This window comes from Streptomyces varsoviensis (assembly GCF_000718635.1).
GTDB lineage: Bacteria > Actinomycetota > Actinomycetes > Streptomycetales > Streptomycetaceae > Streptomyces > Streptomyces varsoviensis.
The window spans coordinates 394,644-408,864 of record NZ_JOBF01000002.1 but is presented as its reverse complement, the minus strand read 5'-3'; the positions used below and the strand labels follow the sequence as shown (position 1 = coordinate 408,864).

Annotated in this window: 12 protein-coding genes; 8 read left to right on the top strand and 4 right to left on the bottom strand. The window is 73.2% G+C overall.

Features of this window, described 5'->3' with window-relative positions; translation table 11 throughout:
- Positions 1-269: 269 nt before the first annotated feature.
- Positions 270-1,496 (top strand): PTS sugar transporter subunit IIC, encoded by a 1,227-nt coding sequence (locus IF55_RS04390; RefSeq protein WP_051775982.1) that lies wholly within the window; start codon positions 270-272, stop codon positions 1,494-1,496.
- A 162-nt stretch (positions 1,497-1,658) separates the two neighbouring features.
- Here IF55_RS04390 and IF55_RS04385 read toward each other — a convergent pair whose 3' ends face one another.
- Entirely contained in the window at positions 1,659-2,138 is a 480-nt protein-coding gene (locus tag IF55_RS04385) for a MarR family winged helix-turn-helix transcriptional regulator (RefSeq protein WP_030874186.1), read from the bottom strand.
- A 174-nt stretch (positions 2,139-2,312) separates the two neighbouring features.
- On the opposite strand from IF55_RS04385, the gene IF55_RS04380 reads away from it, so the two are divergent.
- The 4 genes from IF55_RS04380 (at position 2,313) to IF55_RS04365 (ending at position 6,945) form a co-directional block, all read left to right on the top strand.
- Positions 2,313-2,921: a 2Fe-2S iron-sulfur cluster-binding protein gene (locus IF55_RS04380; protein WP_048831510.1), complete on the top strand. Its 609-nt coding sequence runs from the start codon at positions 2,313-2,315 to the stop codon at positions 2,919-2,921.
- On the top strand, positions 2,918-3,970 hold the full coding sequence (locus IF55_RS04375; protein ID WP_078643586.1) for an FAD binding domain-containing protein: 1,053 nt from the start codon (positions 2,918-2,920) through the stop codon (positions 3,968-3,970). Before IF55_RS04380 ends, IF55_RS04375 begins: the two co-directional genes overlap by 4 nt.
- An 11-nt stretch (positions 3,971-3,981) precedes the next feature.
- Positions 3,982-6,102: a xanthine dehydrogenase family protein molybdopterin-binding subunit gene (locus IF55_RS04370; protein ID WP_030874191.1), complete on the top strand. Its 2,121-nt coding sequence runs from the start codon at positions 3,982-3,984 to the stop codon at positions 6,100-6,102.
- Positions 6,103-6,183: 81 nt separating this feature from the next.
- Positions 6,184-6,945 (top strand): VOC family protein, encoded by a 762-nt coding sequence (locus tag IF55_RS04365; protein ID WP_245661051.1) that lies wholly within the window; start codon positions 6,184-6,186, stop codon positions 6,943-6,945.
- Positions 6,946-6,978: 33 nt separating this feature from the next.
- Here the strand turns inward: IF55_RS04365 and IF55_RS04360 are convergent, their stop codons facing one another.
- Complete coding sequence (locus IF55_RS04360) at positions 6,979-7,563, bottom strand: TetR/AcrR family transcriptional regulator (protein ID WP_030874196.1); 585 nt, start codon at positions 7,561-7,563, stop codon at positions 6,979-6,981.
- A 151-nt stretch (positions 7,564-7,714) separates the two neighbouring features.
- On the opposite strand from IF55_RS04360, the gene IF55_RS04355 reads away from it, so the two are divergent.
- Positions 7,715-8,905 (top strand): cytochrome P450, encoded by a 1,191-nt coding sequence (locus IF55_RS04355; protein WP_030874198.1) that lies wholly within the window; start codon positions 7,715-7,717, stop codon positions 8,903-8,905.
- A gap of 2 nt (positions 8,906-8,907) precedes the next feature.
- Positions 8,908-9,123: a ferredoxin gene (locus IF55_RS04350; RefSeq protein WP_030874200.1), complete on the top strand. Its 216-nt coding sequence runs from the start codon at positions 8,908-8,910 to the stop codon at positions 9,121-9,123.
- A 7-nt stretch (positions 9,124-9,130) separates the two neighbouring features.
- On the opposite strand, the gene IF55_RS04345 is transcribed toward IF55_RS04350, so the two are convergent.
- Positions 9,131-10,213 carry a bile acid:sodium symporter family protein gene (locus IF55_RS04345; RefSeq protein ID WP_048831509.1) on the bottom strand — a complete coding sequence of 361 codons (1,083 nt, stop codon included), beginning with the start codon at positions 10,211-10,213 and terminating at the stop codon, positions 9,131-9,133.
- A 240-nt stretch (positions 10,214-10,453) separates the two neighbouring features.
- A complete protein-coding gene (locus tag IF55_RS04340) occupies positions 10,454-11,311 on the bottom strand; it encodes an isocitrate lyase/PEP mutase family protein (protein ID WP_030874205.1) in 858 nt (285 codons plus the stop codon).
- A gap of 636 nt (positions 11,312-11,947) precedes the next feature.
- Between IF55_RS04340 and IF55_RS04335 the strand changes: the two genes are divergently transcribed.
- Positions 11,948-14,176, top strand: coding sequence for an MGH1-like glycoside hydrolase domain-containing protein (locus IF55_RS04335; RefSeq protein ID WP_245661050.1), 2,229 nt, complete (start codon positions 11,948-11,950; stop codon positions 14,174-14,176).
- The last annotated feature ends 45 nt before the right edge of the window (positions 14,177-14,221 follow it).

The following is a 14,221-nucleotide window of genomic DNA, read 5'->3' as shown; positions in this document are numbered from 1 at the left end:
CGAAAAAATCCGGGACCCGTCGGTGACGTGCGCCACGGTCCCCCGCCGGTCCCCTCACCGCCACCTCCGCCGCCCCCACCGCCGCCCCCGGCGGGGCTCCGGCGCGGGGCCCAACCAGTTCGGAACGGGGCCGGAGCGAGGTCGGGACCGGGGTCGAGCGATATGTATACAGAATATGGGATACCCTCACTCGACGTAAGCCAAGGCTTACCTAAGTAAGCCGCTGGGCCGTCAGAGCAGCAGCGTCACCCGAGACAGCCGGAGCCCGTATGTCCCCTTCCCGCACCGCCACTGCACCGGCCCCCGCGCCCCGGCTCCCGCGCCGCGTCCTCGATCTCGTCGGCGGCGTCTTCATCCCGCTCATCCCCGCGCTCACCGGCTGCGGTCTGCTCGCCGGGCTCACCGGGCTGCTCGCCAACCTCGTCCACACCGGCCATCTGCCGTGGGCCGCCGGGGCGGTCACCGTGCTGCTGCCGCTGAGCAACGGCTTCACCGCCGTCCTCTCGGTGTTCGTCGGCTACAGCGCGGCCCGGGCGCTCGGCGGCACGCCCGTACTCGGCGGCGCCACCGCGGCGGTGATGCTGCACCCGAAGGTCGCGGCCATCCACTACAGCCTCCCGCTGATCGGCCATGTCTCGCCCAGCCACAACGAGGGCGGGCCGCTGACCGCGCTCGCCATCGGCCTGGTCACCGCCTGGCTCGAACGCAGGCTGCGGCGAGTGGTGCCGGCCAGTGTGGACGAGCTGTTCACGCCGCTGCTCACGGTCCTGACGGCGGGGCTCGTCACCGTTCTCGTCCTCATGCCGCTGGGCGGCGCGGCCGCCTCGGCGACCGGGACCCTCGCCTCCTGGGCGCTCGGCGTCAACGGAGCGGTCGGCGGCGCGATCCTCGGCGGGGTCTTCATACCCGGCCTGCACCAGGCACTGATCGGGGTCACCAGCACCCTCATCCAGCAGCACGGCTCCTCCGCCCTGCTGCCCATCATGGACATGGCCGGGGCGGGGCAGGTCGGCGCCGCCCTCGCCGTGTATCTGCGGGCCCGGCCCGGCAACGCGCTGCGCGGCGCCATCCGCGCCACCGCGCCCGCCGCGCTGCTCGGCGTCGGCGAGCCCATGTACTACACCGTCACCCTCCCCCTCGGCCGGGTCTATGTGATGGGCTGCCTCGGCGGCGCGGCGGGCGGGGCGTTCCTCGGCGCCTTCAACCAGTACGGCTACACGGTCGGCGCGGTCGCCCAGGGCAAGGCGGGCTGGTCGCTGCTGCCGCTGCTGACCGGCAATCACGGCACCGCCGCCGCCATGGCCCTGTACGCCGCCGGCCTCGTCCTCGGCACGGTGGTCGGGCTCGCCGCGGCGCTGGCGTCCCTCCGCGGCGAGCGCGCCACCGCCCTCCTCGAACGGACCCCGCCGACGCGCGCGGCGGCCGAGGAGGTACGGGCGCCCGCCCACCCGGCGCCGGTCACCGCGGCCGCGAGCCTCGCCAAGGAAGGCGCCTGACACCTGTCGCCGCGGCCGTGAGCCTCGCCAAGGAAGGCGCCTGACGCCCGTACCGGCCCTTCCCTCGCGGTGGAGGAAGCGCGCGGCCGGGTGCCCGGCGCGCCGCCGCTTCTCGGGGAGAGCCGGACCCAGCGGCCGGTCGGCCCCCTGCCCGCCCGTCGGTCACGCGTCCCGCGTCAGGCCCTCCCAGTGGTCGGCCAGCGCCGTCAGTTCGCCCAGCAGCCGTGCGCGCTCCCCCGGCCCGTACGGCTCCAGCAGCCGTTCGTCGAGCAGCCGCGCCCGCCGATCCGCCTCCGCCAGCGCCTCCTCCCCCGCCTCCGTCAGGAAGAGCAGTTTGCGACGTCCGTCGTCCGGGGCCGTGCGCCGGACCAGCAGGCCGCGCCCCTCCAGCCGCCGCGCCACGTCCGCCATCGTGGAGGTGTCCAGGGCCACCGCCGTCGCCATGGATGACTGGTCCTCGCCCGGCGCCGCGCCCACCGCCGTCAACACCGCGAACTGCGGCCCCGTCAACACCGGGTCGACCAGGCGCACCCACGCCGCCACGTACGCCTGGTACAGCCGCCGCACCTGGTATCCGGGCGCGGCCGACAGAGCTATGGGCGGCGTGTCCGCCCCGGTGTCAGAAGGTGTCATCTCAGCCATGACCACACCTAAACACGGCGCTCGGCGGCGGTCCCGGCCGGTGCGGGGCCGGTGGTCCCGCCCGGAGGGCTCCCTCGGCCGTGCGCCGAAGGAGTGGCGAGCGCGGTGGAAGGGTTTCGTCCACCGCGGTGTGGGGGACCCGACCACGGTGCCGAGGGGGGTTTCGAGTGAAAGGTGTGGCATGTGGTACCGCGAACCGCGCAACATCCTCCGGCCGTCTCCGCGGTCACCCTCCATGTCAACGGCGTCCGGCACCGCCTGACCCTGGACAACCGCACGACCGTGCTCGACGCGCTGCGCGAGCACCTGGCCCTGACCGGCTCGAAGAAGGGCTGCGACCACGGGCAGTGCGGCGCCTGCACGGTGCTCATGGAGGGCCGGCGCACCAATAGCTGTCTGAAGCTGGCGGTGGCCTGTGACGGCGCGGAGATCACGACGGTGGAGGGGCTGGCCGACGGGGAGAATCCGCACCCGGTGCAGCGGGCCTTCCTCGACCGGGACGGCTTCCAGTGCGGCTACTGCACTCCGGGCCAGATCTGCTCCGCCATCGGGGTGCTGGCCGAGGCCGCGGACGGCCACCCCTCGTATGTGACGCCGGTGGCCTCCGAAGCGGCCGGACAGTCCGTACCCCCTGGGCCCTCCGAGCCGTCCGGCGCCGCGGGCGGCACCCCGCCGCCGGTACCGCTCACACCCGAGGAGATCCGTGAGCGCATGAGCGGCAACCTGTGCCGCTGCGGGGCGTACGCCAACATCATCGCCGCCGTAGAGGACGTGGCCCGGTGAAGTCCTTCTCCTATGTGCGTCCGAGCGACGTCGACACCGCCATCGCCGCCGTCGCCGCCGATCCCGCGGGCAGCTATCTCGGGGGCGGTACGAACCTGGTCGACCTGATGAAGCTCGGCGTGGCCGCCCCGGGGCTGCTGGTCGACGTCTCCGGGCTGCCGCTCACCGAGGTGACGCCGACGCCCGAGGGCGGCCTGTCGGTCGGCGCGAACGTCCGCAACAGCGACCTCGCGGCGCACCCCCTGGTCCGGGCCCGGTACCCCGCGCTGTCGCAGGCCCTGCTGGCCGGCGCGTCGGGGCAGCTCCGCAACGCGGCGACGACCGGCGGAAACCTGCTCCAGCGCACGCGCTGCCTCTACTTCCAGGACGTCGGCAAGCCGTGCAACAAGCGGGAGCCCGGCACCGGCTGCCCCGCCCGCGAGGGCGTGCACCGGGACCTCGCGGTGCTCGGCCACTCCGCGCACTGCGTCGCGACGCACCCCTCCGACATGGCCGTCGCCCTCGCCGCCCTGGACGCCGCCGTCCGGCTGCGCGGTCCCGACGAGAGCGAGCGGACCGTGCCCGTGACGGACTTCCACCGGCTGCCGGGCGACAGTCCGGAGCGGGACACCGTCCTCGAGCACGGGGAGCTGATCACCGCCGTGGAGCTGCCCGCGCCCGCCCCGGGCCGCTCCGCCTACCGCAAGGCCCGCGACCGCGCCTCGTACGCCTTCGCCCTCGTCTCCGTCGCCGCCGCCCTCGATGTGCGCGGCGGTACGGTCCGCTCCGCGCGCCTCGCCTTCGGCGGCCTGGCGCACAAGCCCTGGCGGGCCCGCGCGGCCGAGGAGGCGCTGGTGGGCGCGGAGGCGACGGAGGAGTCCTTCGGCCGGGCGGCCGACGCGGAGCTGTCGGCGGCCGAGCCGCTGCGGGACAACGCGTTCAAGGTGGAGCTCGCCCGGAATCTCGCGGTCCGGGTGCTGGCCTCGCTGGCCGCGCCCGGCGGGCCGGACGCCCCGGCCGCCGGGCCCGCTCCCGGCGCCCGGCCCCCCGGTCCGAACAGCGGTAGTTGAGGAGCGCTCGGATGGAACGTACGCACAGCGCGGGACCGGCCCTCGGCGCGCCGGCCGTCCGCCTGGAGGGCATGGCGAAGGTCACCGGCACCGCCCGGTACGCGTTCGAGCACACCCCGGCGGGCGCCGCGTACGCCTGGCCGGTGGCCGCCACCGTGCCCTGCGGCCGGGTGACGGAGGTGCACGTGAACGAGGCGCTGTCCGAGCCGGGGGCCGTCGCCGTCCTCACCCATGTGAACGCGCCGCGGCTCGGCGAGTGCGAGGACCCGATCCTGTGGGTCCTCCAGGACGACCGGGTGCCGCACCGCGGGTGGTGTGTGGCGCTGGCCGTCGCCGACACCCCGGAGGCGGCGTGCGCCATGGCCGCCGCCGTCCGCGTGGAGTACGAGACGTGGGAGCCCGACACCGTGCTCACCGCCGACCATCCCGGGCTGTACGCGTGCGAGGAGGCCAACGGCGGCGCCGTGGGGAGCCGGGAGCGGGGCGACTTCGACGCCTCGTACGGCTCCGCGCCGGTCCGGATCGACGCCACGTACACGATGGGCGCCCTGCACAACCACCCCATGGAGCCGCACGCCGCGACGGCCGAGTGGCAGGGCGGCGCGCTGACGGTGCACGACTCCAGTCAGGGCGCGACGACCGTGCAGCGGATGCTGGCGCCGCTGTTCGGGCTGGAGGAGGAGCGGGTCACGGTCATCTCGGAGCACGTCGGGGGCGGTTTCGGGGCCAAGGGCACGCCGCGGCCGCAGGTGGTGCTGGCGGCGATGGCGGCGCGGCACACCGGGCGCCCGGTCAAGCTGGCGCTGCCGCGGGCGCACATGGCGTGCGCCGTGGGCCATCGCGCGCCGACGATCCAGCGGGTCCGGCTGGGCGCGGGCGAGGACGGGGTGATCACGGCGCTCGCACACGAGGTCGTCACGCAGACCTCCAAGGTGAAGGAGTTCGTGGAGCAGGCGGCGGTCCCGGCCCGGACCATGTACACGTCGCCGAACAGCCGCACCACGCACCGCGTCGCGGCGCTGGACGTGCCGACCCCGTCGTGGATGCGGGCGCCGGGCGAGGCGTCGGGGATGTACGCGCTGGAGTCGGCGATGGACGAGCTCGCCGAGCGGGCCGGGCTGGACCCGGTGGAGCTGCGGGTCCGCAACGAGCCGGAGGTGGAGCCGGACAGCGGGAAGCCGTTCAGCAGCCGGCAGCTCATCGCCGCCCTGCGGGAGGGGGCGCGGCGGTTCGGCTGGTACGAGCGTGATCCGCGCCCGCGGTCGCGGCGGGAGGGGCGGCTGCTCATCGGGACCGGTGTCGCGTCGTCCACCTATCCGGTGCTGATGACGGCCTCCCGGGCGGAGGCGCGTACCGAGCCCGGGGACGTGTTCCGGGTGCGCGTCAACGCCACGGACATCGGTACGGGCGCCCGTACGGTGCTGGCGCAGGTCGCGGCCGACGCGCTGGACGTGCCGCTGGACCGGGTGTCCATCGACATCGGCAGCAGTTCGCTGCCCGCCGCGCCGCTCGCCGGGGGGTCGTCCGGGACGGCGTCGTGGGGCTGGGCGGTGGACAAGGCGTGCCGTGCGCTGCGGGCGCGGCTCGACGAGTTCGGGGGCGAGGTGCCGGCGGCGGGGCTGACGGCGGTCGCGGACACGTCGGCGGAGCTGGAGAAGGAGGCGGCGTCGCCGTACGCGAAGCACTCTTTCGGGGCACAGTTCGCCGAGGTGCAGGTCGATGTGGACAGCGGGGAGGCGCGGGTGCGCCGGCTGCTGGGCGTCTTCGCCGCCGGCCGCATCCTCAACTCCCGTACCGCGCATAGTCAGTTCATCGGCGGGATGACGATGGGGCTGGGCATGGCGCTGCTGGAGGGGAGCACCCTGGACCCGGTCTTCGGCGACTTCGCCGAGCGCGATCTGGCTTCGTACCATGTGCCCGCCTGCGCGGATCTGCCGCGGATGGAGGCGCACTGGCTGGACGAGGACGACGGGCGGCTGAACCCCATGGGCAGCAAGGGGATCGGCGAGATCGGCATCGTGGGGACGGCGGCGGCCATCGGCAACGCCGTGTACCACGCGACGGGCGTCCGGTTCCGTGAGCTGCCGTTGCATCCGGACAGAATCCTCGCCGGTCTCGGCCGCTCCACCTGAGGTCGCGGCGGCGACGGGCATAGACTGAATGCGCCTTTTTGGGCGGAAAGATATGAGGTGTCCGGTGTGACGGCTGGGTGTATGACAGGCGCCCCGTGCTGGGTCAGCCTGATGGCGCGGAGTCTCGACGGGGCGGCGGACTTCTACGGTCCGCTGCTCGGCTGGCGGTTTGTGACGGGGCCCGAACCGTGGGGCCGCTATCTGCGGGCCTTCGCCGGGGACCGGGAGGTCGCGGGCGTGGGCGAGGTGGCCCGCGACTGGGAGTACCCGGTCACGTGGACGACGTACTTCGGCACGGAGAACGCGAACGACACCGCCGCGTCGATCAGCGAGCGCGGCGGGACCGTGGCGGTGGGCCCCCTGGAGTTCGAGGCGGGCCGTATCGCGCTGGTCGCCGACCCGGCCGGGGCCGCGTTCGGCATCTGGGAGGCGACCGGCAGCGCGGGCAGCGGCCTGCGGTCGGGGGTGGCCTCCGTCTGGACGGAGCTGCGCACGCGGGACGCCTTCGACGCGGCGATCTTCTACGGCAACGTCTTCGACTGGGACGGCCGGGACCCGGCCCGCTACGAGGTGCGGTGGGAGTACGACCATGTGGTGCTGCACGTGGACGGGCGCAGCGTCGCGGCCCTGCACGGGGGCGGCACCGAGGGGGCGGTGGACCCCCGCGTCCGGCCCCGGTGGCATGTCTTCTTCCCGGTGCCGGACGTCGACGAGGCGGTGCGCGAGGCGGAGAAGCTGGGCGGCGAGCTGATGGACGAGCCGCGGGACTCGCTGCACGGCCGGACGGCGGGGCTGCGCGATCCGGACGGCGCCCTGTTCTCCGTGATCAGCGCTTCGGGGTGAAGCACCGCGCGGCAAACGGCCGCTGACGGCCGGTCACGCCGAGCCGTCGTCGGGCAGCTTCTCCAGGAGCGTGCGGGACGCGTGGAGCATGAGCCGGCAGATGTCGTCGGGGTCGGCGCTCGCGATCGGGTCCTTGCCGATCACGGTGCGGGTGAGGCCGATGCCGAGCAGCCAGGCGAGGATCAGGTCGGAGCGCAGCTCGGCGTCGTCGGCGTCGGTGAGGGTGGCCAGCACGCTCGTGTACTCCCGGCCGAGCAGCCGACGCGTCTCGCTGCGCGCCTCGCCGGTGCCGGTGGAGCGCAGATACACCTCCAGCGTCCGGTCGCGGGGGCCGTCGCCGGGGGCGAGGAGGCCGCGCAGCGCGACCTCCAGCAGCCGCTCGGGCGGGGTGTCGCGCACCTGCTGCCAGCCCTGTCGGGCCACGACCTCGCTGAACAGCGCCTTCTTGGAGCCGAAGTAGCGGAAGAGCAGGGCCTGGTTGAAGCCCGCGCGGGCGGCGATGTCGCGCACCGTGGTGCGTTCGTAGCCGCGCTCGGTGAACAGCGCGGTCGCCGCGTCGATGAGGGCCCGTCTGGTCGCCTCGGCGTCCCGTCGGCGCTCCGGCCGGTCGTCGGTCATCCCGCGAGCCTCCCCGAAATGGCCGTCAGCATGGCCCCGATCAAGACCTGGAATATAACCCGGAATTGGTCCTACGCACCGTTGACCGCCCGCGCCACCGGTCCTACCGTATGTAAGCAGACGCTTACAACGGAAGACGGAAGGGGCACCGGTGACCGCCACCGACATAGAACCCGCGGCTTACCCGTTCAACAAAGCGACCGCCCTGACACTCTCGGAGCGCTACGAGGACGCGCGCGCCCGCGAAGGGCTGCTGCGCGTCCGCCTCCCGTACGGCGAACCCGCCTGGCTGGTGACCCGCTACGCCGACGCCCGCCTCGTCCTCGGCGACCGCCGGTTCAGCCGCGCCGAGGCCGGCCGCCACGACGAGCCCCGGCAGGCCGAGGCCCAGACCACCACCGGCATCCTCAGCATGGACCCGCCCGACCACACCCGGCTCCGCAAGCTCTCCGCCAAGGCCTTCACGGTGCACCAGGTCGAGAAGTTGCGACCGGACATACGCGCGCTCGCGGACAGCCTCATCGACGACATGATCGCGGCCGGTCCGCCCGCCGACCTCGTCGAGGACTACGCGCTGCCCATCCCCGTCGGCGTCATCTGCCGCATGCTCGGGGTGCCCACCGAGGACCGCCCGCGCTTTCGGGTCTGGAGCGACAACGCGCTGTCCACCAGCTCCCTGACCGCCGAGGAGTTCCACGCCAGCCGGGAGGAGCTGCGCGACTACATGCGGGGCCTGATCGAGCAGCACCGCGCCCACCCCGCCGACGACCTGATGACCTCCCTGATCGAGGCGCGCGACGTGGGCGACCGCCTCTCCGAGCTGGAGCTGGTCGACCTCTGCGTCGGCATCCTGGTCGCCGGGCACGAGACCACCGCGTCGCAGATCCCCAATTTCGTCTGCACCCTGCTCGACCACCCCGAGCAGCTCGCCCTGCTCCGCGAGGACCCGGAGCTGATCCCGGCCGCCGTCGAGGAGCTGCTGCGCTTCGTACCGCTGGGCATCGGCGCGAGCCAGGCCCGGTACGCCACCGAGGACGTCGAGGTGGGCGGCACGCTGGTACGGGCCGGCGAGCCCGTGGTGGTGGCCGTCGGCGCGGCCAACCGCGACGCGCTGCGCTTCACCGACGCCGGCAAGCTCGACGTGCGGCGGGAGGGCAACGGCCACCTCGGGTTCGGCCACGGCGCGCACCACTGCCTGGGCGCGCCGCTGGCCCGGCTCGAACTCCAGGAGGCGCTGCGGGCGCTGGTCCTGCGGTTGCCCGGGCTGCATATCGCCGGGGACCTGGTGTGGAAGACGGAGATGCTGGTGCGCGGGCCGCGCTCGATGCCGGTGGGGTGGTGACGATGACCTGGCGTGTCGACGTGGACCGGAGCGTGTGCATCGGTTCGGGGATCTGCGCGGGGTCGGCGCCCGAACTGTTCCGGCTGGAGGGCGAGCGCGCCCGCCCGGTCCAGGAGGAGATCGAGCCGCAGGAGGCCGCGCTGGACGTGGCGGACTCCTGCCCGGCGATGGCGATCACGATCACGGAGGGGACGGAGGTCGTCGGGCCCCGCGAGTAGTCGGCGTTCAGGCCCCCGGTGCCACGTCCGTACGCGGGGCGGCGTCCTGGGGGGCCGGGCGCGGCTCGGCCGGCTCGGCCGGTTCGGGGGCGCGGCGCGCGAGCCGGCGGGCCAGGGCCGTACAGACCATCAGTTGGAGCGTGTGGTAGAGCATCAGCGGCAGGATGACCAGGCCGACTTCCTCTCCCGCGAAGAGCACGGTGGCGATGGGCAGGCCGCTGGCGAGGCTCTTGGTCGAGGCGCAGAAGACGGCCGTCACCTGGTCCTCGCGGTCGAAGCGCAGCAGGCGCGCGCCCTTCGCGGCGATGGTCAGTATCAGCGCGAGGAGGGCACAGCACAGGGCGAGGAGGACGAGCAGCCGCCCCACGGAGGTCCGCTGCCAGATGCCGGCCGTCATCCCCTTGCTGAACGCGGCGTACACGACGAGCAGGATCGAGCCGCGGTCGCAGACCAGCGTCAGCATGCGGTGGCGGGTGACGAATTCGACGAGGAGGGGGCGGGCCAACTGCCCGGCCAGGAAGGGCAGCAGGAGCTGCACCACGATGTCGGTGACCTGCCCCATGGAGAAGGGGACGGTGCCGCTCGCGCCGCCGCTCAGCAGCAGCGCGGCGAGCAGCGGCGTGAGGACCACGCCGAGGAGGGTGGAGAAGGAGGCGGAGCAGATGGCGGCGGCCACGTTGCCGCGGGCCATCGAGGTGAGGGCGACGGAGGACTGCACCGTGGAGGGCAGCAGGCACAGGAAGAGGATGCCGGTGGCCTGTTCCGCGCCCAGCACGGACTCGGGGAGCTGCCGCAGGGCGAGGCCCAGCAGCGGGAAGAGCGCGAAGGTGCACAGCAGGATGGGCAGGTGCAGCCGCCAGTGGGCGAGCCCGCCCAGCGCCGCCTGGGGCGAGAGCCGGACGCCGTAGAGGAAGAACAGCAGGCCCACGGCGACCTTGGTGGCGATGCCGAGGGCCTCGGCGGGCGTGCCGTCGGCGGGCAGCAGCGCGGCCAGGCCGACCGTGCCGAGCAGGGCCACGATGTACCAGTCCACGCGGCCGCGCAGGGCGCGCAGGGCGCGCGGTCCACGGGATGGGGACGACAGCGGCATACGGGGTCTCCCTCTTCCTTTCCGATGGGCCGCGGGGGTCGCGGCGGGGCGGTACGGGCGCGGGCGCGGCGCTCGCGCCCGTACGGCCGGGGGTTAGCACGTCGCGTACGGGCGTGGGCTCACGCGGCGCGTACGGGCGGCGCTTCAGGCGGCGCGTACGGGCGTGGGGGGAGGCCCCGGTCCTGCCGACCGGGGCCTCCCGTTCCGCGAGGGGCGCGGGCGACGTGGGCCCGCGCCGGGTCAGAGCGCCGCGCCGGCCGGGGTGTGGTGCCGGCTGATGTTCCGCTCCAAGAGGGCCAGCGACTCGGCGACGCCGACGCTCTCCGCGGTGAACTGCGGCAGCCTGCCCTCGGCCTTCTTCAGCTCCGAGAGGGCCTGGTCGATCGCGGTCTGGGCCGCGAACAGGCACGGCGTGCTGTAGATCGCCACGTCGACGCCGAGCTCGCTCAGCTCGGGCAGCGAGAGGCGCGGCGACTTGCCGCCCGCGATCTGGTTGAAGAGCAGCGGCTTGTCGCCGATGACCTCGCGGACCTTGCGGATCCAGTCGACGCTGCGCACCCCGTCGACCAGGATCACATCGGCGTCCGTGGCGGCCAGCGCCTCGGCGCGGCGCAGGATCTCGCCCTCCTCCGTGGCGTCCGTGCGGGCGACGACGACCAGTTCGCGGCGGGCGGAGAGGACCATCTCCAGCTTCTCCAGGTACGCCTCCAGCGGGAGTACCTGCTTGCCGTCGACATGGCCGCAGCGCCGGGGGCGCTGCTGGTCCTCCAGGATCACCCCGGAGGCGCCGATCGCCTCCAGGTGCTGGACGACGTGGCAGGCCGTCTCCGGGTCTACGTAACCGTCGTCGATGTCGACGAGGAGGTGCTGCCGGGGGAAGGCGAGCCGCAGCCGCTGGACGAACGCGACGATGTCCGGCCACGCGATGAATCCGATGTCCGGCAGCCCGTAGTGGGAGGCGGCGAAACCAAATCCGGAGACGAACATTCCGTCGTAGTGCTGGGCCGCCACGGAGGCGGAGAACATGTCGAAAACGCCGATCAGGGGCGTGGTCTCGGCTTGAGCAATAGCGTCACGGAGCCGATTCGGATAATCCATGAAAACCCTCCAGCGGTTGGTCGCGTCGATGTGTTCCACCGGCTGCGGCCCGCCGAGCACAGGCGGCCGGTCAGGGGTCGGCACGCCCGGGGCCCACACGGGCCGCTGACGCCCCCTCACCCACAGTTAAGCCAAGGGAAGGTCATGCGACAACCTGACTATCGTAAAGTCGGCTGATGAGAGACGTCTTTGCGTCGATCTTCGGCGCGCAGGGAAAGATCTCCCCCAGTCCTCCGGCGGACAAAATCCGACACACCCCGCGTACGCCCAGCTCAGCGGCGTGCGACGACTGAGGCCTGTTCGAGTCTTGTTCGCAAAAGATCCTCTTGACGATCGACGGCCCATCTGTGATGCCGCAACACACCCGCACGAAATGGCCGTTTTGAATGGCGAAGGGGAAACGTCCGCACACCTACGGGCGACGTCGGAGGAAATTCAAGTAAACGGAACGCGAGGTTCGGGGTGAAGGCGGCGGCGCGGCGATTCGGCCGTTCGAGGCGGCGCGAGCCTGTTCCGGAACACCCCGGTATGTCACAGGAGTGAACCCAGAGGCAGACGAGAGTCAGGGGCTTAAAGTGACGCCTCGCCGGAGTTAGGGTCTGCCCTGCCAGACCCCCTCGTCACGTGAGGATGCCCATGTCGGACCTATCTCGCAGGCGGTTCGCCGCGTCGTCGCTCGTACCGCTGGGAGCCGCGCTGCTGCCCGTCGCACCGGCGCTCGCGGCGGAGCACCAGCAGCCCGAGGACCAGCAGACGACGCGGCCGCGGTCCACCACCGGCGGCGCAGTGCACACCCCCGAGTTCCGGCACGGCCTCAGCGACCTGCTGGACCTCCACGGCGTCCCCGCGACCGCCGAGCCGCCGGGCGACAATCCGCTCAACGTCTTCGCGGACCTGGGCGCCTGGCACGCGTACGGCCTCCCCGCCGCCACGGACCACGACGAGCTCGGCGGATTCAGCGGACCGATGTACCTGGCGGAGGAGTACCCCTGGTACCTCAGCCGCGCCTTCTCCCGATTCGCGCTCCTCGACACCCGGGCGCACCGGACCATCGCGCTCTCCGAGGACCGCTCCCCCACCATCGAGTCCGCCCCCGGCCTCCTCCTCCAGTCCTTCCGCGTCGACGGGCTGCGGATCACCCTGACGCTGCGTTACGCCAGCAACCGCACCGCGCTCGTCGAGGCGAAGGTCCACAACGACGGCGGACGCGCCCGCACACTGCGGGCCTCCTGGTCGGGGACGCTGCTGCGGCACACCGACGAGCCGATCCGCAGCGCGCCCCGGCTCCGGGCGACCCCCGCGGGCGTCGCGGTCGGCTTCGCCCGGGTCCGCTCGTACACCGAGTACCTCACCACCACCGCCGCCCGGTTCGAGGTCACGCACGCCACCGCGGTGCACACCTCGGTCCACGGCGACGGCTACCGCACCGTCGCCCGCGAGGCGGTGACCGTACGGCCGGGCAGGACGGCGACGTTCGTCTGGAGCGAGTCGTACACCTTCACCGAGGCCGAGCGGCGCAGGGACCGGCCGGCCGTACGGGAGGCGCTCGCGCACCCGGAGCGGGTCGCGTTCCGCGGGGACGAGCGCTGGCGGGAGTACCTCTCCCGCGCGCTGCACGGCGTCGCACCGGACCGCCGCCGCACGGCGGCCAAGGCGGTGCAGACCCTGGTGACCAACTGGCGCAGCCCGGCCGGCGCGCTCCGCTCCGACGGCATCACTCCGTCGCTCACCAACAAGGACTTCGCGGGCGGCTTCTGGGCGTGGGACTCGTGGAAGGAGGCCGCCTCGACGGCGCTGTTCGCGCCCCGGCTGGCCGCCTCCACCATCGAGTCGATGTTCGACTACCAGATCACCGCGGCCTCCAAGGACCGGCCGCAGGACGCCGGGATGGTCCCGGACGCGGTGTTCTACAACAAGGCGAGCACCGGCGGCCAGAACTGGAACGAGCGCAACTCCAAGCCCCCGCTGGCCGCCTGGGCGGTGTGGCAGGTGTACGAGCGGGGCCGGGACCGGGAGTTCCTGCGCCGCATGTACCCGAAGCTGACGGCGTATCACGCGTGGTGGTACCGGAACCGGGACCACGACCACAACGGCCTGGCGGAGTACGGCGCCACGGTCGACCCGGCCAACGACAGCACCAAGGAGCGCAGGCTCGCCGCGGCCTGGGAGAGCGGGATGGACAACGCGCCCCGCTTCGACGGCGCGGGCGTCGACACCAACACCGACCGCCGGGGCCGCACCGTCGGCTACTCGCTGGCCCAGGAGTCCGTGGACCTCAACGCCTATCTGTACGCGGAGAAGCGCTATCTGGCCCGTACGGCGAACGCACTCGGGCGGTTCGCGGAGTCGGCGGACTGGCACCGGCAGGCGGACCGGCTCAAGCGCCAGGTCCAGCAGCGGATGTACGACCCGGCCGACGGCTTCTTCCACGACTACGGCACGCACGGCCGCGGGCCGCTCACCTCGGCGGGCAAGGGCATCGAGGGCGCCATCCCGCTGTGGGCCGGCGTCGCGACGGGCCGGCAGGCGGCGTCGGTGCGGGCCGCGCTCGTCGACCCGAAGCAGTTCGCCACCCATATGCCGCTGCCGACGGTGGCGCGGAACAACCCGAAGTTCGACCCGACCGGGTACTGGCGCGGGCTGGTCTGGCTGGACCAGGCGTACTTCGCGATCCTCGGGCTGCGCGAGTACGGCTACCACCACGACGCGGAGCGCACCAAGGAGAACCTTCTGCGCCACGCCCGCGGTCTGCTGGGCAACGGGCCGATCCATGAGAACTACCAGCCGCTCACGGGCGCGGGGCGCAACTCCTCGAACTTCTCGTGGTCGGCGGCGGCCGTCCTGGAGCTGCTGCGGCAGCACTGAGAAAGGCCGCGCCCCGGCCCGCTCCCGGTGGGAGCGGGCCGGGGC